The sequence below is a fragment of the Apibacter adventoris genome (assembly GCF_002964965.1).
In the GTDB taxonomy this organism is placed as follows: Bacteria; Bacteroidota; Bacteroidia; order Flavobacteriales; family Weeksellaceae; genus Apibacter; species Apibacter adventoris.
Genome location: NZ_PSZN01000019.1, coordinates 35,871 through 56,228, shown reverse-complemented (window position 1 = coordinate 56,228; position 20,358 = coordinate 35,871). Strand labels below are relative to the sequence as shown.

The 20,358-nt window shown below is 29.5% G+C and carries 17 protein-coding genes; 12 read left to right on the top strand and 5 right to left on the bottom strand.

Annotated features, from left to right (window positions below):
• Nucleotides 1–146 precede the first annotated feature (146 nt).
• On the bottom strand, nucleotides 147–2,273 hold the full coding sequence (locus tag C4S76_RS07885) for a carboxy terminal-processing peptidase (protein WP_105193929.1): 2,127 nt from the start codon (nucleotides 2,271–2,273) through the stop codon (nucleotides 147–149).
• A 99-nt stretch (nucleotides 2,274–2,372) separates the two neighbouring features.
• On the opposite strand from C4S76_RS07885, the gene surE reads away from it, so the two are divergent.
• The 5 genes from surE (at nucleotide 2,373) to C4S76_RS07860 (ending at nucleotide 7,301) form a co-directional block, all read left to right on the top strand.
• Nucleotides 2,373–3,146: a 5'/3'-nucleotidase SurE gene (surE, locus tag C4S76_RS07880; protein WP_105193928.1), complete on the top strand. Its 774-nt coding sequence runs from the start codon at nucleotides 2,373–2,375 to the stop codon at nucleotides 3,144–3,146.
• 156 nt (nucleotides 3,147–3,302) lie between these two features.
• A complete protein-coding gene (locus C4S76_RS07875) occupies nucleotides 3,303–5,000 on the top strand; it encodes an amino acid permease (protein WP_105193927.1) in 1,698 nt (565 codons plus the stop codon).
• Between the two features lie 240 nt (nucleotides 5,001–5,240).
• Nucleotides 5,241–5,450, top strand: a complete 210-nt coding sequence (locus C4S76_RS07870; protein ID WP_105193926.1) for a heavy-metal-associated domain-containing protein — start codon at nucleotides 5,241–5,243, stop codon at nucleotides 5,448–5,450.
• 95 nt (nucleotides 5,451–5,545) lie between these two features.
• Entirely contained in the window at nucleotides 5,546–6,373 is an 828-nt protein-coding gene (locus tag C4S76_RS07865) for a hypothetical protein (RefSeq protein WP_105193925.1), read from the top strand.
• Between the two features lie 91 nt (nucleotides 6,374–6,464).
• Nucleotides 6,465–7,301: a hypothetical protein gene (locus C4S76_RS07860; protein ID WP_105193924.1), complete on the top strand. Its 837-nt coding sequence runs from the start codon at nucleotides 6,465–6,467 to the stop codon at nucleotides 7,299–7,301.
• 429 nt (nucleotides 7,302–7,730) lie between these two features.
• On the opposite strand, the gene bshA is transcribed toward C4S76_RS07860, so the two are convergent.
• Together bshA and C4S76_RS07850 are read right to left on the bottom strand one after the other, a co-directional pair.
• On the bottom strand, nucleotides 7,731–8,855 hold the full coding sequence (gene bshA, locus C4S76_RS07855) for an N-acetyl-alpha-D-glucosaminyl L-malate synthase BshA (RefSeq protein ID WP_105193923.1): 1,125 nt from the start codon (nucleotides 8,853–8,855) through the stop codon (nucleotides 7,731–7,733).
• A 24-nt stretch (nucleotides 8,856–8,879) separates the two neighbouring features.
• The gene (locus C4S76_RS07850; protein ID WP_105193922.1) at nucleotides 8,880–9,509 is read right to left on the bottom strand and encodes an alpha/beta hydrolase; all 630 of its coding nucleotides are present in this window, start codon (nucleotides 9,507–9,509) and stop codon (nucleotides 8,880–8,882) included.
• Between the two features lie 166 nt (nucleotides 9,510–9,675).
• On the opposite strand from C4S76_RS07850, the gene mqo reads away from it, so the two are divergent.
• On the top strand, nucleotides 9,676–11,157 hold the full coding sequence (gene mqo / locus C4S76_RS07845; RefSeq protein ID WP_105193921.1) for a malate dehydrogenase (quinone): 1,482 nt from the start codon (nucleotides 9,676–9,678) through the stop codon (nucleotides 11,155–11,157).
• Between the two features lie 115 nt (nucleotides 11,158–11,272).
• Here mqo and C4S76_RS07840 read toward each other — a convergent pair whose 3' ends face one another.
• Nucleotides 11,273–11,923 (bottom strand): protein-L-isoaspartate(D-aspartate) O-methyltransferase, encoded by a 651-nt coding sequence (locus C4S76_RS07840; protein WP_105193920.1) that lies wholly within the window; start codon nucleotides 11,921–11,923, stop codon nucleotides 11,273–11,275.
• A gap of 160 nt (nucleotides 11,924–12,083) precedes the next feature.
• Here C4S76_RS07840 and C4S76_RS07835 point away from each other — a divergent pair, with 160 nt between their 5' ends.
• The 6 genes from C4S76_RS07835 (at nucleotide 12,084) to rpsJ (ending at nucleotide 19,274) form a co-directional block, all read left to right on the top strand.
• The gene (locus tag C4S76_RS07835; RefSeq protein WP_105193919.1) at nucleotides 12,084–13,637 is read left to right on the top strand and encodes a T9SS type A sorting domain-containing protein; all 1,554 of its coding nucleotides are present in this window, start codon (nucleotides 12,084–12,086) and stop codon (nucleotides 13,635–13,637) included.
• A gap of 418 nt (nucleotides 13,638–14,055) precedes the next feature.
• Nucleotides 14,056–15,726: a T9SS type A sorting domain-containing protein gene (locus C4S76_RS07830; protein ID WP_181044085.1), complete on the top strand. Its 1,671-nt coding sequence runs from the start codon at nucleotides 14,056–14,058 to the stop codon at nucleotides 15,724–15,726.
• A gap of 206 nt (nucleotides 15,727–15,932) precedes the next feature.
• Nucleotides 15,933–16,313, top strand: a complete 381-nt coding sequence (rpsL, locus tag C4S76_RS07825; RefSeq protein WP_105193917.1) for a 30S ribosomal protein S12 — start codon at nucleotides 15,933–15,935, stop codon at nucleotides 16,311–16,313.
• A gap of 24 nt (nucleotides 16,314–16,337) precedes the next feature.
• Nucleotides 16,338–16,814 carry a 30S ribosomal protein S7 gene (rpsG, locus tag C4S76_RS07820; protein WP_105193916.1) on the top strand — a complete coding sequence of 159 codons (477 nt, stop codon included), beginning with the start codon at nucleotides 16,338–16,340 and terminating at the stop codon, nucleotides 16,812–16,814.
• A gap of 12 nt (nucleotides 16,815–16,826) precedes the next feature.
• Nucleotides 16,827–18,956 carry an elongation factor G gene (gene fusA, locus C4S76_RS07815; RefSeq protein ID WP_105193915.1) on the top strand — a complete coding sequence of 710 codons (2,130 nt, stop codon included), beginning with the start codon at nucleotides 16,827–16,829 and terminating at the stop codon, nucleotides 18,954–18,956.
• A 12-nt stretch (nucleotides 18,957–18,968) separates the two neighbouring features.
• Entirely contained in the window at nucleotides 18,969–19,274 is a 306-nt protein-coding gene (gene rpsJ / locus C4S76_RS07810; protein WP_055425679.1) for a 30S ribosomal protein S10, read from the top strand.
• A 98-nt stretch (nucleotides 19,275–19,372) separates the two neighbouring features.
• On the opposite strand, the gene C4S76_RS07805 is transcribed toward rpsJ, so the two are convergent.
• Nucleotides 19,373–20,332: an electron transfer flavoprotein subunit alpha/FixB family protein gene (locus C4S76_RS07805; protein ID WP_105193914.1), complete on the bottom strand. Its 960-nt coding sequence runs from the start codon at nucleotides 20,330–20,332 to the stop codon at nucleotides 19,373–19,375.
• Nucleotides 20,333–20,358 lie beyond the last annotated feature (26 nt).

Below are 20,358 nucleotides of genomic sequence, written 5' to 3'. Positions count from 1 at the left end.
TGGTCTTTAGTTTATGTTTGTAGTTAAAATTACAATTAATTTTACTTTTTTCATAAGATTTAATGATGATATTTGTTATAAAAAAAAGCAATTCATATATTTTTATGAATTGCTTCCTATATATTTATATTATTATATATAAAATCTTAATGCCCTATAATATCATTTAAAACATTGATAGATTCTCTTAGGTTAAAATCTTTTTTCATTCCTTTATACCAATCTTCTCTTTTGGCCTTAAGTACAGTATCCGACTTAAATTTAGCCAATTCATAAGTTGGCGCCTCTATTGAAACTTTTGCATCATAATCCGTTTCTTTTTCGTATTTTTTACCTTGTTCTTTTCTTTTTTCCATTTCTAACATGAATTTATCATATTTTAATGGAATTTTAACTATTTGCTCTATTTCTTTGCTCCATTTCCCTGCGGCTTCTATAGATGCTACATAAGAACTATTTTTCAATCTTTCAGCACTTTTTGTTTTCAAATATTCATAATTAATTTTAGGAACACCTTGCCATATAATAAAATTCGACTTATTTATCTGGTCCCAAGGTAATGCAAATTCTTGTGATTTCTCAAAAATATCTGAATAAGATAATAAATCAGGAATTATAATATCTGATTTTACTCCTTTCAATTGGGTAGAGCTTCCTGTAATTCTATAAAATTTTTGTATAGTTACTTTTAATGCTCCATATTTGTCATCAGACATACTAAATCGATCTAAAGGATATATCGTTTGCACTGTTCCTTTTCCATAGGTTTGCGAAGGACCAACAATAACTGCTCTCTGATAATCCTGCATAGCTCCAGCTAATATTTCAGAAGCTGAAGCAGAAAGTTCATTTGTCATAAGCACTAAAGGACCATCCCAAACTAAATCTTTTTCTTTACTTTCTAAAACTTTTATTTTTCCATTTGAATCTTTAACCTGAACAACCGGACCTCTTCCAATAAACAATCCTGTAATGTCAATTACTTCTGACAAAGAACCTCCTCCATTATTTCTCACATCCATGATAAGTCCTTTAATATTTTGTTTTTTCAGCTCATTAATTTCTTTCTTAATATCATCCGAACAATCTCTGCCTTTTGTATTATTTTCCAAATTAACATAAAATTCAGGTAAATATAAAATTCCATATTTATTACCTTTCTCATCTGTAATTACGGCACTTCTTACAAAAGTTTCCTGTATTTCTATCTCTTCCCTAATTAATGTAACAATTTTAGTACTTCCGTCCTTTTTTTCAAGAGTTAATACAATTGTTGTCCCTTCTTCTCCTCTTATAAGCCTTATAGCATCATCCAATAACATCCCTACAACACTTACCGGATTACCTTTTTTTCCTTGCTGTACTTTCACAATTTTATCTCCTGCTTCAATTTGTTTAGATTTCCATGCAGGTCCCCCTATTACTAATTCTCTTATAGTAGGATACCCCTTATTATCTTGTAAAGTAGCCCCTATTCCTATAATTTTACCACTCATTGCTGTATTAAAATTATCCTTATCTTTAGGTGAAAAATAAGTGGTATGAACATCAAAAACTTCCGTATAGGCATTGATAAATATTGAAAAAAGATCTGCTTTTTTTCTAAGTTTTATTTGTCTAAAATATTCTGATATATTTTCTTTTACTTTTTTTATTGCATCTGCTTCAATTTCCTCTTTGGTTTTAGGCTTTTTTTCTTTTTTTGTATTTTCTTTAAGAGATTTTTCTTCATTATTTAAACTATCAGTACTATTATTTGAATTGAATATTTCTTGAAGAACTCTATATTTTATATAATTTTTCCAGTATTTTTTTGCTTCTGCTTGATTTAAGGGAAAATCTCTTTTCTTTTCATCTACAATCATGTAATCATCCTCATTAAAATTTAAAGGAGAATTAAAGATATCATTTATATACCCTTCAGTCTCATTCACTCTTTTATATAATCTATCTACTGATACATGGAAAAATGAAACATCATTATTAATAAACATTTCACTCATTTTATTTTCATATTTTCCGAATTCATCAATATCTGATTTTAGAAAATATCTTTTAAATGGATCTAAATCTTCCATATATTTTTTATAGACATCCCTGGAATATTTTTCATCTAAATTTTTTGGTGCATAACTTGTATAAAGCAAAGTTTCTTTTACTCTTTTAAAGATCTCTTTTTCCCTGTCGTCCTGCGAAGAAGCATTAAAACAAAATACCAAAAGGCTCATAGAGCATAATGATATAAATATCCAGGTTTTCTTTAAATTTAACATTTTTCTTTATTATATTTTAAAAAAATAAGTCCAAAGATAAGATATTTTTGTGATGAAAAACTTAGTTTTGTTACAAATTTAAAATTTTATTTAAGTTCTATGGAAAAGCCTTTAATACTAATAACCAATGATGATGGAATTACTGCTCCTGGTATTCGAGAATTAATCAAAATTATGAATGAGATTGGGGAAGTATACGTGATCGCTCCAGATAAACCTCAAAGCGGTATGGGGCATGCTATTACTATAAACTCCACTTTACGGGTTGAAAAAATCGCTTTAGATCAAGGTCCCCAACAAGAATGGGCATGTAGTGGTACTCCTGTCGATTGTGTTAAATTAGCTATAAATCAAATCTTACCTAAAAAACCTGATTTATGTGTTTCAGGAATTAACCATGGATCAAACTCTTCTATCAATGTAATTTATTCAGGTACCATGTCTGCCGCAATTGAAGGAGGTATTGAGGGGATTCCCTCCATAGGTTTTTCTTTGTGTGATTATTCTTTTAATGCTAATTTTAAAGCTGCTAAAAAATATATTAAATCCATAACAGAGAATGTAATAACTCATAAACTACCGGAAGGTGTTGTCCTAAATGTAAATATTCCTAAAGCTGATGAAAAACAGTTAAAAGGCATCAAAATCTGTAGACAGGCAAATGCTCTTTGGGAAGAAGAATTCGATAAACGAATAGACCCTAAAGGAAAAACCTATTATTGGCTCACCGGTAAATGGTCTAATTTAGACAAAGGAGATGATACAGATGAATGGGCTCTAAATCATAATTATATAAGTATTGTTCCGATAAGGTTTGATATGACCGCTTTTCATTTCCTTGAAAAAATTAAACAATGGAATTTAAATTTATAATTCATTGTAATATAATAAAAATAATATTATATTAATTTATCAAAAAAATATTTGTTTTATAAATAATAATTCAAATAAATTAATTTTTTATTTATATATTATCTTTAAAATTATTTTTATTTTTAATTTAGCATCAGTTTTTTAAAATAATCGCATATGCTATTTAAAAGGAAATCTATTGAAAAAATAATTGAAGAGTCAGGGAAAAAATCTAAATTAAAAAGATCACTTAGTGCTATGGCTCTAGTAGCCTTAGGAGTGGGAGTTGTGGTAGGAGCCGGATTATTTTCTGTTACCGGTCAAGCGGCTGGAGACTACGCCGGACCAGGTATTATGATTTCATTTATTATTGCTGCCATAGGTTGTGCGCTTGCAGGACTTTGTTATGCTGAATTTGCCTCTATGATACCAGTTGCCGGAAGTGCTTATACTTATTCTTATGCTACAATGGGCGAATTTATTGCATGGATTATCGGATGGGATTTAGTTTTGGAATACTCAGTAGCCGCTGCAGCTGTTGCTTCTAGCTGGACAGGATATTTCAATCAATTATTGCTCAATTTTAATATACACTTTCCTCCTGAATTATTAAAAACTCCTTTTGAGACTTTTGAATTAGATAATGGTATTACTGTAAACGGAATTATAAATTTACCTGCAGCATTTATGGTATGCTTAATGTCTTTTATATTAATGAGAGGAACAAAAGGTTCTGCTCTTTTCAATAATTTTATTGTAGTTTTAAAAGTTCTTATAGTTTTACTATTTATTGCTTTAGGATTCAAATTTGTAAATCCTGAAAATTTAACTCCTTTAATTCCCCATAATACAACAGGTAAATTTGGTGAATATGGATGGTCGGGAATATTCAGAGCTGCAGGATTAGTTTTTTTTGCTTACATAGGATTTGATGCTGTTTCCACAACTGCTCAAGAGACTAAAAACCCTAAAAGAAATATGCCTATAGGGATTTTAGGTTCTCTTTTAATATGCACTATTTTGTATGTTGCTTTTGCCTATGTATTAACAGGAGTGGTTAATTACAAAGAATTTGGCACAGCCAATAATTCGGATGCTTTAGCTCCTATTGTTACAGCTATTAAAAATATGGGAACTGTGGGACCCGATGGAAGTATAGTTCCTGCTTATCCTTGGCTAAATATATTTATTATCGCTTCCGTTTTGTTAGGCTATTCCTCTATTATCTTGGTAATGCTTTTAGGCCAAAGTCGTGTATTTTATTCAATGAGCCAAGATGGACTAATACCTAAAATATTTTCAGACATTTATCCCAAATTTAAAACCCCTGTAAAATCCAATTTTATATTCATGATATTTATCAGCCTATTTGCTGCATTTATACCGGGGAAAGTTGTGAGTGAAATGACAAGTATAGGTACTTTATTTGCCTTCGTGTTAGTTTGTATTGGAGTAATAATTTTAAGAAAAAAAAATCCGGATGCATCTCGTGGCTTCAGAACCCCTTGGGTTCCTTATATTCCAATTTTAGGTGCTATTACCTGCCTGTTTATTATGCTATCTCTACCTATGGATACCTGGATAAGGCTAGTTGCTTGGATGATTATCGGCATGGACGTGTATTTAGTATATGGTATTGTAAAAAGTAAAATAGCAATTCATGATACACTTACAGACCGAGCTTATAGTTATAAAATTACCTCTATTACCGGAATTATACTTTGTTTTATATTAGGGGTTATGACTTATTGCCATCATTCTTTAATAAATAAAAATGACTCACTTTTAATATACTTTTCTTCTACTCTTTGTATTTTTAATTTTTTATTCTACATTTACTATATAATTAAGGCTAAAAATCTGCTTAATAAGTAAACAATTCAAAAGAAAATGCAATGGGAGTAATTATTGGAATATGTGTATTTGTAATATTATGCTTAGTTCTTTTTATTTTTTTAAATAATAAAAAATGATTTTTAGACTAATATTTTTAAATATTTAATAGAAAAATATAAAAGAATATTTGAAGATTAACTTATAAATTCTATCCATAATACTATAAAACTAGTATTTATCTAAATTCTTATTTTTGTACAATTATAAAAGATAAAAAATATGAAAGAATTAAAATTTAAAACTAATATAGATTGCCAAGGATGTGTAAATGCTGTAACACCCTTTCTTAACAAAATCCCTGGGATTAAAACATGGTCTGTTGATACGAACAATCCGAATAAAATTTTAACCATACAAAGTTTGGGAGCTACGGAAGAAGATATTATAAATATTGTAAAAAAAGCGGGTTTTACTATTCAAAAAAATTAAATATTTTTCTTTGTTATAATAAATAATATTTTTTTTATTAATAAAATATATATTTAATAAATTTTTCATACATTTGAACAATTCATAACTAAAAAATGAACAATAAAACCATACTACTGAATATTCTACTTATATTTCTATGGGGTTGTGGTAGTGATAATGATGATATTTATATTATTAGTAAGCCTGAACCTAAACCTCTAAAGGTTATTCATCATTTATCAATTAAAGGTTGGGATAACATAGATTCTAATTATAATCCCATTTATACTACTAATACTTTTGAATTTTCTTATGAAAACGGACAGGTTTCTAAACTTACAGATGTTGAAAAAGTAGGTTCTTACAGCGATTTTGAGTATGATAAAGAAAAAAAATTAATTAAAATATTAAACTATGATAATAATATTTTGGATAGTAGTGTAGACTTTTATTATTCAGGTAATTTATTATCATACACAACCACAACAGAAAAAGGTGAAATTACTCAAATCGATAAATATAATTATACTCAGAACCTATTAACTAGCTCAGAAACCTGTTCAGATCCTGAATCGTGTTCTGGCTTAAACCCTATTACATATACTTATTATTCAACAAATAATTTAGAATCATTTTCAGATCAAAATAAAAAAAGTGTATTTTTATATGATTTAAAAATCAATCCTTTTAAGGAATATAATCCATATTTTAAGATTATTACTAATAATTACCTATATTTAACTTTATCTCATAACAATCCTGTAAGTGAGAATGTATATTCTAATTCCACTTCTGTAGCTTACCGAACAATTATTTATACCATAACTTATGATAATGAAAATTATCCTTTAACCGTCATAGGAAAAGATGCGGTTACAGATAGATTATGGGTTTCTTATACATTCGATTATCAAACTATTATGGTAGATCAGGAAAAGTAAAATATAATATATAAAAACAAAGGCATATTAACATATTTTAATGTGTCTTTGTTTTATAATATTCAATTAATAACTCTTAAATTAATAAAAAATGAAAAACAAAATTGTACTACTAAACATTCTACTCTTTATTCTATTTAGCTGCAGTAGTGATAATGATGATAATGATGATATCGATGTTATTAATAAACCTGAGTCTAAAACTCAAAAGGTCATTCGTCGTTTGTCAATTAAAAAATTGACATATGTAGATTCAAACCAGTCCCCTCAATATCAAACTAATACTTATGAATTTTCTTATGAAAACGGACAGGTTTCCAAACTTACAGACTTAGAACAAGTCGGTTCATACAGAGATTTTGAATATGATAATGACAAAAAATTAATTAAAATATTAAAATACAATAAGAATGAACTGGATAATACTGTAGAACTTTTTTATTCAGATAATTTATTATCAAATTCTAATACAATAAAAAAAGGAGAAATTGTTCATAAAGGAAATTTTCACTATACTCAAAATCTATTAACCATGTCAGAATCGTGCCTAGACGATTCATGTTCTAGTAAATTTACTGATTATATATATACATATAATTCAACAAATAATATAGAATCAATTTCAGCATATACTTTTAAAGATGCATATTTATATGATCAAAAAATCAATCCTTTTGAAGAATATAATCCTTACTTTAAGATTGTTACTAACAATGACTTATATTTAACCTTATCCCATAATAATCGAGTACGTGAGGATTTTTATTATGATAATTCTTCTGTTGCTGAACATTCTATTATTTATACCATTACCTATGATAATGAAAATTATCCTTTAACCATCGAAGGAAAAGATGCCGTTACTGGCGAATTTAAGGCTTCTTATGCATTCGAATATCAAACTATTATGGTAGATCAGGAAAAGTAAAATATAATATATAAAAACAAAGGCATATTAACATATTTCAATATGCCTTTGTTTTTATAATATTCAATTAATAACTTTTAAATTAATAAAAAATAAAAACAAAATTGTACTACTAAACGTTCTTTATTCATACCATTTCTTTTGATAGTGAAAATTATACTTTAACCATCGAAGGAAAAGACGCTGTTACAGGCGAATTTAAGGCTTCTTATATATTTGATTATAAATATATTACAATAGATTAAGATAAATAAAAAATCATATTAATATACTTAAAATATAGATAATAAAGTAAATATATTATTATAACTAATCTGCTTTTTATTTGACTTATATAATGAAAATTTAATAATAATAAAGATGCACGAAAATAAAAATATACTTACTTTATTATTTATCAATAAAACATAATTTTTTAATATTAAAATTTTATTTTAGTAATAATGCCCTATGATATAAGTCTTCATACATAGGAAAAATTTTTTTCTTATCAAATAATAAAGCTTGTTCTTTCGCTTGTTTTTTAAACTTTTGCAAACGTGAGTCATCTTCTAATAAGTAAATAGCGTGCTTGGCCATCGATTCCACATCACCTACAGGTGAAGCAAATCCAGAAAAACCATCTTTATTTACTTCTGTTATTCCTCCCGCATTACTCGATATTACCGGTAGACTGCAAGCCATAGCTTCTAAAGCCGCCAAACCGAAGCTTTCCTGTTCAGAAGGTAATAAAAATAAATCCGCCACACTTAAAATACATGGAACATTCTGAATGCTGCCTATGGTCTTTATTTTATCTTCTAATTTAAATTCATGAGTAAGTTTTTCTATTGTTTCTGATTCTGGCCCTTCTCCTACAATCAATAATTTTGATTTTATTTTCTTCTGAACCAAATTAAAAATTTTGACCACATCATCAATTCTTTTAATCTTTCGTAAATTAGAAACATGAATCAATAATTTTTCATTAGTACTCACAAAATTTCCTCTTAAACAAGGTTGAGTATCTTTAATTAAATCATTATCAATAAAATTTGGAATAACTTCTATATTTTTCTTAATTGAAAAAACTTCATAAGTATCTCTTTTCAAACTTTCAGAAACCGATGTTATATAATCAGATTGATTGATAGAAAATTCTACACCGGATTTATACACAGGATGTTTTCCTACCAGTGTAATATCTGTTCCGTGTAAAGTAGTTATTATAGGTAAATTAATCCCTTTTTGCATTAATATCTGTTTAGCAAAATATGCTGCATAGGCATGAGGTATTGCATAGTGTACATGTAGTAGGTCTAAACCTTGAGTTTCTGCAATATTAACTATTATAGTAGACAGGGCTAAAGAAAAAGGTTGGTATTCAAATAAAGGATAATTTTTTATACTCACCTGATGAAAGTAAATATTCGGTAAGGTAACATCTAATCGAGCTGGTAAACTATAACTTATAAAATGTACTTGGTTTCCTAAGGCAGCCATATCCATTCCTACCTGCGTAGCTACAATTCCACTACCACCATATGTAGGGTAACAAACAACACCTATTTTCATTTTTCAAATATTGTATAATATTTTCTACCTTAAAAAATTTAACATATCATAATAATTCTCTGAATTAATACCGTGTCCCTCTTCATACTCATGATATTCATAATCTATATCCAGCTCTTCACAAATTGATTTAAATTGTCTAGACCATTGAATAGGTATTATAGGGTCTTTATCACCATGAGAAAAGAAAAATTCTAATTGTGTAAAATCCTCTCCCATATTTATATCTTTTAATAATTCCGGATCAGGATAACCGCTTAAACAAAGTATTTTTCTATATATTTTAGGATTATGTAAAGCTAAAGAGAAAGAAAGAATCGCTCCCTGACTAAACCCAATAAGATTAATATTATTTTGATCAAAAAAATACTTATTTTTAATTTCTTCAATAAATTCATTGATATAATGCTGAGCTTCTATTGCTTGCCCATAGTCAACCATTCTGGCACCATTTGTAAAATCAAGATCAAACCAAGAAAAACCCTCCGTTCCAACATTCCTTAGCCCTCTTAGGCTAATTACATATGCATCCTCGGGTAATTCTTCAGCAAAACTAAATAAATCTTGTTCATTACTTCCATATCCATGTAATAGAAGTATAAGATAAGGTTTTTCTATAGCTGATTTGGGTTCTCTCAATAAATAATGTACCATTTTTTTAATTATATAAAACAAAAATAATCTATTTTTTTTAGACTAATCCATTTTTTTAGTTCACTTTTATAAAAATAGTAATTTATTAATATATATACATTAAAATACAAAATACTATTACATTAAGGTATAATTTTTGAATATATACAAATAAATCACAATAAAAATGAATAGAGAAAAAAAAGAAGTTGTTTGTATAGGTGCCGGCATTATGAGCGCTACATTAAGTATGCTACTAAAAAAATTAATACCTGATGCTAGAATAAAAGTGTATGAAGTACTTAATGAAGTTGCCGGAGAAAGTTCTTCAGCTCTTAACAATGCAGGTACAGGACACTCTGGTTTTTGTGAATTAAATTATACCCCTGAAATTTCGGATGGTTCTATAGATATTTCAAAAGCTGTGCATACAGCTTCTCAATTTGAATTATCCAAAGAATTCTGGAGTTATCTAGTAACTCAGCAATATATTTCCTCACCTGATACTTTTATACACTCCACTCCGCATTACAGTTTTGTTGAAAATGAAAAAGATATTCAATTTTTAAAAAAACGTTATAATGCAATGATTAAACATCCATTGTTTAAATCTATGAAATATTCTGAAGACAGGAAAGAAATTGAATCTTGGATTCCATTAGTGATGGAAGGCAGAAATGAAAAACAAAAAGTAGCTGCTACAAGAATTGATCTGGGAACAGATATTGATTTCGGAGCGTTAACTCGTGAAATTTTTAATCATTTGCAATCTAAGAATGAAATTGAATTACACCTAAATCATAAAGTAAAAGATATAGATAAAATGAATGATGGAAAGTGGAATCTGAAAATACAAAATAAAAAAACGGATGAAAGTTTCCAGGTTAGTGCAGATTTTGTTTTTATAGGAGCAGGCGGAGGAGCTATTTTATTATTAGAAAAATCCGGCATAAGGGAAGCCAGAGGTTTTGGTGGTTTCCCTGTAGGCGGAGAATGGCTCATCTGCAATAACGAAAAAATTGTACAAAGACATCATGCAAAAGTTTACGGAAAAGCCAATTTAGGCGCTCCCCCTATGTCTGTTCCCCATTTAGATACACGTATGATTATGGGAGAAAAAAAATTATTATTCGGGCCCTTTGCCGTATTTTCTACAAAATTTTTAAAACACGGATCTTTTTTAGATCTTTTTAAATCTCTGCAATTTGAAAATATAGGAGCCATGATTGAGGCTGGATGGCATAATATGGATTTAACCCAATATTTGATAGATCAGGTTAAATTGACTAAAAAACAAAAAATTGAAGCTTTGAAGGAATATTTACCTATGGCTGCTATTGAGGATTGGGATGAAGAAGTAGCCGGACAAAGAGTACAAGTTATAGAAAAAGACAAAGAAAAAGGTGGCGTTTTAAAATTCGGAACAGAAGTTATTTTTGCTAAAGACACTTCTATTGCTGCATTATTAGGAGCTTCTCCCGGAGCCTCCACTGCTGTAGATATTATGATAAATTTAATTAAACAGTGTTTCCCTGAAGAGTATAAATCTGCTAAATGGCAATCTAAATTAACAGAAATGATTCCTTCTTTTAATAAAGATTTTAACGAAGAATCGTATTGTGATGATGTTAGAAAAAAATCTCATGAAATATTACAATTAAATTTATAGTATCTTTTTATTATCTCTCAGTTAATTATTAACCATCAAACTCTGTATAGAAAATTATGAGTAATTATTATCCGAAATCATTTTAGAAATATATCCTTTATGATATTGCTAAAAATTAACCCAATTCTCTTTTTTCTAACATAGGAACAAACTGATACTCTCCAAATTCAAGAGTTTCAAAATTTTTATCATCTAATCGCAATATGGTATACATTTTTTGTTCCTTGTTTCCAATGGGAATTACCATAACTCCTCCCACAGAAAGTTGTTCTAATAATTTCTTGGGCAAGACTGGTGCGCCTGCTGTAACAATAATCTTATCAAATGGAGCAAATGAAGGCAACCCCTGATAACCATCTCCAAAAATCTGATGCTTAGGAGAAAAATGGATTTTCTTTAATATATTTTTAGAGAAATCAAAAAGCTCCTTTTGTCTTTCAATAGTGAAAACCTGAGCACCTAAAGCAACCAGTACGGCAGTCTGATATCCGGAACCTGTACCTATTTCCAGCACCTTTTCCCCTTTCTGTACATGGAGCAACTGAGTTTGAAAAGCTACCGTATAAGGGTGAGAAATGGTTTGCCCTGAAAGAATAGGAAATGCACGATCTTCGTAGGCAAAATCTTCAAAAGCAGAATCTATAAAAATATGTCTGGGAATTTCATTTAAGGCATGTAGAACATTTAAATCATGTATTCCTTTTCGTTTCAGTAATTCAATTAGTTGATTTCTTCTTCCCTTATGTTTTAATGTATCCAATTTCATCGTTCGCAAGTTATTTAAAATATAAAAGGGATGCAATACCCAACCCTTATTTTCCCTATCCGTTTTTAGTTTCAGCATAAAATAAAAATATATTTTTATTATAAATAATTCAAATATTTATATTATATTGCTATAAAATAACCTTTAAATTATTTTACCTATGAAAAAAATTTTAATATTTATGTTGCTTGGGTGTTTTATAAGCACTCAGGCCTTGGCCTCAGGTTCTCCTTCAGCAAAACAAACCTACCTAAAAAAGAACTTTACAGCTCCTACGACTTCCAATTACGATCCTATGGACATCTTTGGAATACTAACTTTTTTGATGCAGTATTCTGAAACGACAGGAAAGTATAACTACGAAGAAGCGGGTTTAACCTGGAATGATATGGCGGAAGCTATCAGTGGAAATCCGGATGCTATTTTTAATAAATTAGGCGCAGGCTCTCAATATCCGACTTTTGGATGGAAAGTAGTCGGAAACTCCAGAGTTTTATATAGATTTGTTTTTTCTAACATCCCACTTACAGGAATTTTTGATGGAAAGTATTTTAAGAATCTAACAGTCTTACAAATCTCTGAATCTAAAATAACCTCTATTGATATTTCAAAAAATACAAATTTACGATATTTGTATTGTCATAAAAATCAATTAACCTCTTTAGATGTTTCTAAAAATATATATTTATGGACTTTAATTTGTAATACTAACCGATTAACTTCACTAGATATTTCTAAAAATTCTAGTTTAAGTACATTAGATTGTAATTATAATCAACTAACTTCTTTAGATGTATCTAAAAATACATATTTACAATATTTGTGGTGTAATAATAATCGAATAACCTTCTTAAATTTAACTAATAATACTAATTTGAATAGCTTATACTGCCAAGAAAATAAATTAACTTCTTTAGATTTATCAAAAAACACTTATTTGCAACTAATAGAATGTTCTTCCAATCAATTAACTCTTTTGAATTTACCTAATAACACTAGTTTAGTTACTTTATATTGTAGCTCTAATAAATTAACCTCTTTAGATGTATCTAAAAATCCAAATTTAAACTATATTGTTTGTAGTGAAAATCAATTAAAATTCTCTACTTTAAAAGGAAATTTCTATAATCATAGTAGTATGTCTACCTTTACCCCTCAAGCCTTATTAAAAGGAGGCACTAAAGGTTTTTTTGAATTAATTGACCTTTCTTCCGAATTCAATATTAATGGAACTTTGACTACCTTTAAATGGTATAATAAAGCCACTAATCAGGAAGTTACAATGTTTGCAGCTAATGGTACTTTCTATGCCAGCCCGGCCAATGCAGGAAAAACCCTTATTTGTAAAATGACCAATGCTTCATATCCTAATTTTACTTTAGAATATGAAGTAACCATAACCAACTCTATGACTCAAGGTTTTTCTGCTAAAACCAGGGATTTCAAAATCCCTGAAGGTTTTACCTTAACAGGGCCTGAAGCAGAAACTTCTAATTTAAAAATATATCCTAATCCGGTAACCGATGTATTAAAAATCAATACACCTTCTCAAATAGAATCTGTAAGTATATATGATTATTCCGGCAATGAAGTAAAAAAAGTAAGTCCGGTTATCAATAAAGAAGTTAATCTACAAGGCTTATCTAGTGGTAACTACATACTCACCGTAAAAACAAACCAAGGTACCATTACAAAAAAGATTATTAAGAAATAAAAGAATCTTAATTAACCTATAATCAAAACCCGCAATCAGGCGGGTTTTGATTTTATGAAATAATTTACTCATATCCACAAAACCCTCTCCTCATTTTTTTTGCTTCACTTTTAGAAATCTTATAAATATCCGTACAATAGTTTTTTTAAGTCTCCGTAATTGTTATTATAATAAGATTCTTTACATCCTTGCCCTTTAACAGATATACACATCACAAACTGAATTTTTATAAATTAAAGAATAAAATATAAAAACAAACATAATTACTACAAATAATAACTTTTTCATCATAAACTTATGAATAAAAAACAAACCATTCAAGTAATTTAATTTTTTATTATAATTATAAAATATTTTTCTTACATTAGTCGAAAATAACTTTTAAAATATATTACTTATGAGAAAAATTTTATTATTTATGTCAGTGTTATTTATTTTTAACACTTATGCTTTAGCCTCAGGTTCTCCTTCTGCAAAAGCAAATTACCTTCAAAAGAATTTTGTATCTTCCACTACTTCTAATTATGATGCTATGGATGTTTTTGGAATATTGTCCTTTCTAATGCAATATTCAAACACTATAGGAAAGTATAATTATGAGGTTGCGAACTTGACTTGGAAAGATATAGAAGACGCTATCAGCGGAAATCCGGATGACTTGATAAATAAAATAACAACCAGTGATATGGAAACCCCTCCACTTACTTGGAAAGCATCAGGAAATCACAAAGTGTTAACACGTATTCAAATTTATCAAAATTTTTACGGTACATTTAATGGTAGCTATTTTAAAAATTTAGAGCTTTTAGAAATTATACAAACTAATATTTCCTCAATAGATGTAGCTACAAATTACAATTTAAGCAATCTAATTTGTTATTCAAATAAAATAACTTCTTTAGACCTATCTCATAATTCTAATTTAGAATTTTTAGATTGTAATGGAAATCAATTAACCTCTTTAGATCTTTCAAAAAATCCTAAGTTGAAAAGTCTGATTTGCTATGAAAATAAATTAAGTGCAATAAATTTATCTAATAATCTTAATTTAAAAGTTCTGGTTTGTAATACTAATTTACTAAACTCTTTAGATTTATCTTACAATAATAACTTAGAATATTTAGATTGTGAAAAGAATAAATTAACCTCTTTAAACCTACCTAAGGGCAAAAATACAAATCTGAATAAAATCTTATGTGATGAAAATCAAATATCTTCTTTAGATGTAACTCCCTATACAAATTTAGAATTGTTAGCTTGTAATAATAATCAATTAACTTCTTTAAATTTGTCTAACAACCCTAATTTAAAAGAACTAAAATGCAATAATAATCAATTGACCTCTTTAGATTTATCTCATAATCCTATTTTAGAATTCCTAGATTGTAATAATAATCAATTAACTTCTTTAGATTTATCTAATGTTAGAGAATTATTACATTTGAATTGTTATGATAACTTATTAAAATTTTCTACTTTAAAAGGAGATTTTTCTAATCTTAAATATGGAACATTAAGTAAATTAGGTCCCCAAGCTATATGGAAAGGAGGTACGAAAGGTTTTTTAGATTTGATTGACCTTTCCTCCGAATATAATATTCATGAAACATTAACTACTTATACATGGTATGACAAGACTACCAATCAAAAAGTTGCTATGTTTGCCTCTAATGGAGCTTTTTATCCCGGACCGGGTAATAAGGGTAAAACTCTTCTTTGTAAAATGACCAATGCTTTATATCCAAATTTAGATATAGAATATGAAGTAACAATTACCAACTCTATGATTCAAGATTTTTCTGCTAAAAATAGAGATTTTAAAATACCTGACAATTTTACTTTAACAGGACCTGAAGTTGAAACTTCTAACTTAAAGGTATATCCTAATCCGGTAATTGATGTATTAAAAATCAATACACCTTCTCAAATAGAATCTGTAAGTATATATGATTATTCCGGTAATGAAGTAAAAAAAGTAAGTCCGGTTATCAATAAAGAAGTAAATCTACAAGGCTTATCTAGTGGTAACTACATACTCACCATAAAAACAAGTCAAGGTACCATTACAAAAAAGATCATTAAGAAATAATTATTTATTAATTTAACTTTATAAAGGGCTTCATTAGATTGAAGCCTTTTTTATTTGTATGATTTTATCGGCAAAAGTTTAAATAAAAACTATGAGTAAAATAAAATTAACATAACCGTTAAGTAATAAAAAGATTATGAGGATATTATTTTTGTATTCTTCTAAAAAAACATTACATTTGCACACTAAAATTTAAAAGAGCATAAATGCCAACTATTCAACAATTAGTAAGAAAAGGAAGAGCCACACTTACCAAGAAGAGTAAATCGGTTGCTTTAGATTCTTGTCCACAACGTCGTGGAGTATGTACCCGTGTATATACCACTACCCCAAAAAAACCAAACTCAGCACTTAGAAAAGTTGCTAGAGTACGTTTGACAAACGGGAAAGAGGTAAATGCTTACATACCAGGAGAAGGACATAATCTGCAAGAGCACTCGATAGTATTGGTGAGAGGCGGAAGGGTAAAAGATTTACCGGGAGTTCGTTATCACATCGTTAGAGGAGCTTTAGACACCGCAGGTGTACAAGGTCGTTTACAAAGAAGAAGTAAATATGGTGCTAAACGTCCTAAAGACAAAAAATAGTATTAACGAAATTATTCAGGTAAAATGAGAAAAACGAAAGCAAAAAAACGTACACTCTTACCAGATCCCAAGTTTAACGATCAGTTAGTAACTCGTTTCGTTAACAACTTAATGACAGATGGTAAAAAGAGTATCGCTTTTAAAATTTTTTACGATGCTTTAGAAATCGTAGAAGCTAAAAAAGAAGACCCAGAAAAATCATCTTTAGATATTTGGAAAGATGCTTTAGAAAATGTAATGCCTCACGTTGAGGTTCGTAGCCGAAGAGTTGGTGGTGCAAACTTCCAAATTCCTATGCCTATACGACCAGATAGAAAAATTTCTATGGCAATGAAATGGTTGATCAAATATTCTAGAGATAGAAATGAGAAAGCTATGTCACAAAAGTTAGCTGCCGAAATTTTAGCTGCTGCTAAAGAAGAAGGAGCTGCAGTTAAAAAGAAAACAGATACTCACCGCATGGCGGAAGCAAATAAAGCATTTTCTCATTTCAGATTCTAACAGAAATTTACTATGTCAAGAGATTTAAATTATACACGTAATATTGGTATCGCTGCCCACATTGATGCCGGGAAGACTACCACCACAGAACGTATTTTATTTTATACCGGAGTAAACCATAAAATAGGAGAAGTTCATGATGGAGCTTCTACAATGGACTGGATGGCTCAGGAAGCTGAAAGAGGTATTACAATTACTTCTGCAGCAACAACATGTAATTGGAATTTTCCAGTAGCAGATGATGGTAAAAAATTACCGGAAACTAAACCTTATCATTTTAACATTATAGATACCCCGGGACACGTAGATTTTACCGTAGAGGTTAACCGATCTTTGCGGGTATTGGATGGTTTAGTATTTTTATTTAGTGCCGTTGATGGTGTGGAACCTCAATCGGAAACTAACTGGAGATTAGCAGATAACTATAGAGTTCCAAGAATGGGATTCGTTAATAAAATGGACCGTCAGGGAGCAGATTTTTTAAATGTTTGTCGTCAGGTAAAAGAGATGTTAGGATCCAACGCGGTTCCTATTGTTTTACCCATCGGTTCTGAAGAAGATTTTAAAGGAGTTGTAGACCTTGTAAAAAACAGAGCTATTATATGGCATGATGATAACTTCGGTTCTACATTTGATATTGTAGACATTCCTGCAGAAATGGAGGAAGAAGTTATGCAATACCGACAAATTTTAATTGAAGCCGTAGCGGAATATGACGAAAATTTAATGGAAAAATTTTTCGATGATCCAAATTCCATTACGGAAGAAGAAGTTCACACAGCTCTTCGTAAAGCAACTATAGATATAAGTATTATCCCTATGGTTTGTGGCTCTTCTTTCAAAAATAAAGGAGTTCAATTCATGCTTGATGCTGTTTGTAGATATCTTCCATCGCCTCTAGATAAAGAAGCTATTGAAGGAACAGATCCTAGAACAGATGAACCTATTGCTAGAAAACCAGATTCTAAAGAACCTTTTGCTGCTTTAGCTTTTAAAATTGCTACAGATCCGTTTGTAGGACGTTTAGCATTTTTTAGAGCTTATTCCGGACACTTAGATGCAGGTTCATATGTATTAAACACTCGTTCCGGTGATAAGGAAAGAATTTCTCGTATTTACCAAATGCATGCTAATAAACAAAATCCTGTAGAATATATTGAAGCGGGTGATATTGGTGCTGCGGTTGGATTTAAAGATATTAAAACCGGGGATACTCTATGTGATGAAAAAGCTCCGATTGTTTTGGAAAGCATGATATTCCCTGATCCTGTAATTGGGATAGCAATAGAACCTAAAACCAAAGCCGATGTTGACAAATTAGGTATGGCTTTAGGAAAATTAGCAGAAGAAGACCCTACTTTTCAAGTGAAAACAGATGAAGCATCCGGACAAACTATTATTTCCGGTATGGGGGAACTTCATTTAGATATTATTATAGACCGTTTAAAAAGAGAATTTAAAGTTGAAGTAAACCAAGGACAACCTCAGGTTGAATATAAAGAAGCTTTAACTGGCGATGCAGATCATAGAGAAGTTTACAAAAAGCAAACCGGTGGTCGTGGTAAATTTGCAGATATTGTCTTCTCTATCAGTCCTGCGGAGGAAGGTAAATCCGGTCTTGAATTTGTAAATGAAATTAAAGGTGGTAATATTCCAAGAGAATTTATCCCTTCTGTAGAAAAAGGATTTAAAGAATCTATGAAGAATGGACCTTTAGCAGGTTATGAAATTGATGGTATGAAAATCACTCTTAAGGATGGATCTTTCCACCCGGTAGACTCTGATCAATTATCATTTGAACTAGCGGCTAAACTAGGATTTAAAGAAGCGGCAAGAAAAGCTAAACCTGTAATTATGGAACCTATTATGAAGCTGGAGGCTTTAACTCCGGAAGAATATATGGGTGATATTGTAGGCGATTTAAATCGTAGAAGAGCTACCGTTACTGGTATGGACGATAGAAATAATGCGAAAGTAATTAAAGCTTTTGTTCCATTATCAGAGATGTTTGGATATGTAACTTCTTTACGTACGTTATCTTCAGGGCGAGCCACCTCCACTATGGAATTTGACCATTATGAAGCTGCTCCTCAAAACGTAGCCGAAGAAGTAATTGCAAAGTCTAAAGGTGCAACCGTTTAAAATAAAAAAACAATGAGTCAAAAAATACGAATAAAACTTAAATCTTACGATTATAATTTAGTTGATAAATCAGCTGAAAAAATCGTAAAAACCGTAAAGGCTACCGGTGCTGTCGTAAATGGACCTATTCCATTACCTACACATAAAAGAATCTTTACTGTTTTACGTTCTCCACATGTAAATAAAAAATCTCGTGAGCAATTTCAATTAAATTCTCATAAAAGATTAATGGATATTTACAGTTCTTCTTCAAAAACAGTAGATGCTCTAATGAAGTTAGAACTTCCTAGTGGTGTGGAAGTAGAAATTAAAGTATAAAAGTACATATTATATTTACTTTATTTCCATAAAAAAACCTTCTGAATATTCAGAAGGTTTTTTTATTAAACAATTTATTTTTTAACTTAAATTTAATTTTATATCTTCTTATTATTTATAAAAGATTTGAGTTTTTCTGTTAATTTAGGGACTACTTCAAATAAATCTCCAACTACTCCATAATCTGCAGATTTAAAGAAAGGAGCTTCCGGATCATTATTTATAACAAGTATAGTTTTACTTCCGTTTACACCAGCTAAATGTTGTATGGCACCAGATATTCCTATTGCTATATAGAGTTTAGGTGCTATATTCTTTCCAGTTTGCCCAACATGTTCTGAATGAGGTCTCCATCCCATATCTGAAACCGGTTTGGTACAAGCTTCAGCTGCATTTAAAACTTGAGCAAGATCTTCTATAATTCCCCAATTTTCCGGTCCTTTCATTCCTCTTCCACCGCTAACTACAATTTTAGCTTCTTTTAAATCTATTTTACTATCAGATTCTTCTATACTTTCTACCTTATATGGAGAATCATCAGGTATCGTAATCAGGGGATTTATCACTCTACCTAATACGGGATTTTCTTTAACACCCGTTGAGTTTAATGCTACAGTAATTATCAAAAAAGGGTTTGAGGTTTCTACTACTGCAATACCTTTCCCGGAAAAAATATTTCTTTTCACTTTAAATGGTGAAAAAGATAAAGGTTGAGATATTACATTAGTTATATAAACAGCTTCTTTTTCTTTAACTAAAAAAGGTGCTATCGATGTACTTTCATCAGAATGTGAAAATATAATATAATTTCCTTCTATTAATTGAGAAATTAATGACGCATATACTTTCGGATCAAAGTTTTTTAAAGCTTCATTTTTTATATTATAAACGTTATTTGCACCATATTTGTAAAGAATTTCGGGCGAATCTACTGCATTAAAGGTTATAGCTGTTACACTGTCTCCTTGAGCATCTGCTATATTTTTAGCGTAAGAAACTATTTCTATTGATGAATTTTTATATTTACCATTTAAATTTTCTATATATGCATAAATCATTTTTAATTGTGTTTAAATTAATGAAT

Bases quoted from the DNA above. Each gene is read 5' to 3' on its own strand.
- fusA (WP_105193915.1), top strand. From the start codon at position 16,827: ATGTCAAGAGATTTAAATTATACACGTAATATTGGTATCGCTGCCCAC.
- C4S76_RS07805 (WP_105193914.1), bottom strand. From the start codon at position 20,332: ATGATTTATGCATATATAGAAAATTTAAATGGTAAATATAAAAATTCA.
- C4S76_RS07835 (WP_105193919.1), top strand. From the start codon at position 12,084: ATGAAAAAAATTTTAATATTTATGTTGCTTGGGTGTTTTATAAGCACT.
- surE (WP_105193928.1), top strand. From the start codon at position 2,373: ATGGAAAAGCCTTTAATACTAATAACCAATGATGATGGAATTACTGCT.
- rpsG (WP_105193916.1), top strand. From the start codon at position 16,338: ATGAGAAAAACGAAAGCAAAAAAACGTACACTCTTACCAGATCCCAAG.
- C4S76_RS07850 (WP_105193922.1), bottom strand. From the start codon at position 9,509: ATGGTACATTATTTATTGAGAGAACCCAAATCAGCTATAGAAAAACCT.
- C4S76_RS07865 (WP_105193925.1), top strand. From the start codon at position 5,546: ATGAACAATAAAACCATACTACTGAATATTCTACTTATATTTCTATGG.
- C4S76_RS07840 (WP_105193920.1), bottom strand. From the start codon at position 11,923: ATGAAATTGGATACATTAAAACATAAGGGAAGAAGAAATCAACTAATT.
- rpsL (WP_105193917.1), top strand. From the start codon at position 15,933: ATGCCAACTATTCAACAATTAGTAAGAAAAGGAAGAGCCACACTTACC.
- C4S76_RS07830 (WP_181044085.1), top strand. From the start codon at position 14,056: ATGTCAGTGTTATTTATTTTTAACACTTATGCTTTAGCCTCAGGTTCT.
- mqo (WP_105193921.1), top strand. From the start codon at position 9,676: ATGAATAGAGAAAAAAAAGAAGTTGTTTGTATAGGTGCCGGCATTATG.
- C4S76_RS07860 (WP_105193924.1), top strand. From the start codon at position 6,465: ATGAAAAACAAAATTGTACTACTAAACATTCTACTCTTTATTCTATTT.
- C4S76_RS07870 (WP_105193926.1), top strand. From the start codon at position 5,241: ATGAAAGAATTAAAATTTAAAACTAATATAGATTGCCAAGGATGTGTA.
- rpsJ (WP_055425679.1), top strand. From the start codon at position 18,969: ATGAGTCAAAAAATACGAATAAAACTTAAATCTTACGATTATAATTTA.
- bshA (WP_105193923.1), bottom strand. From the start codon at position 8,855: ATGAAAATAGGTGTTGTTTGTTACCCTACATATGGTGGTAGTGGAATT.
- C4S76_RS07885 (WP_105193929.1), bottom strand. From the start codon at position 2,273: ATGTTAAATTTAAAGAAAACCTGGATATTTATATCATTATGCTCTATG.
- C4S76_RS07875 (WP_105193927.1), top strand. From the start codon at position 3,303: ATGCTATTTAAAAGGAAATCTATTGAAAAAATAATTGAAGAGTCAGGG.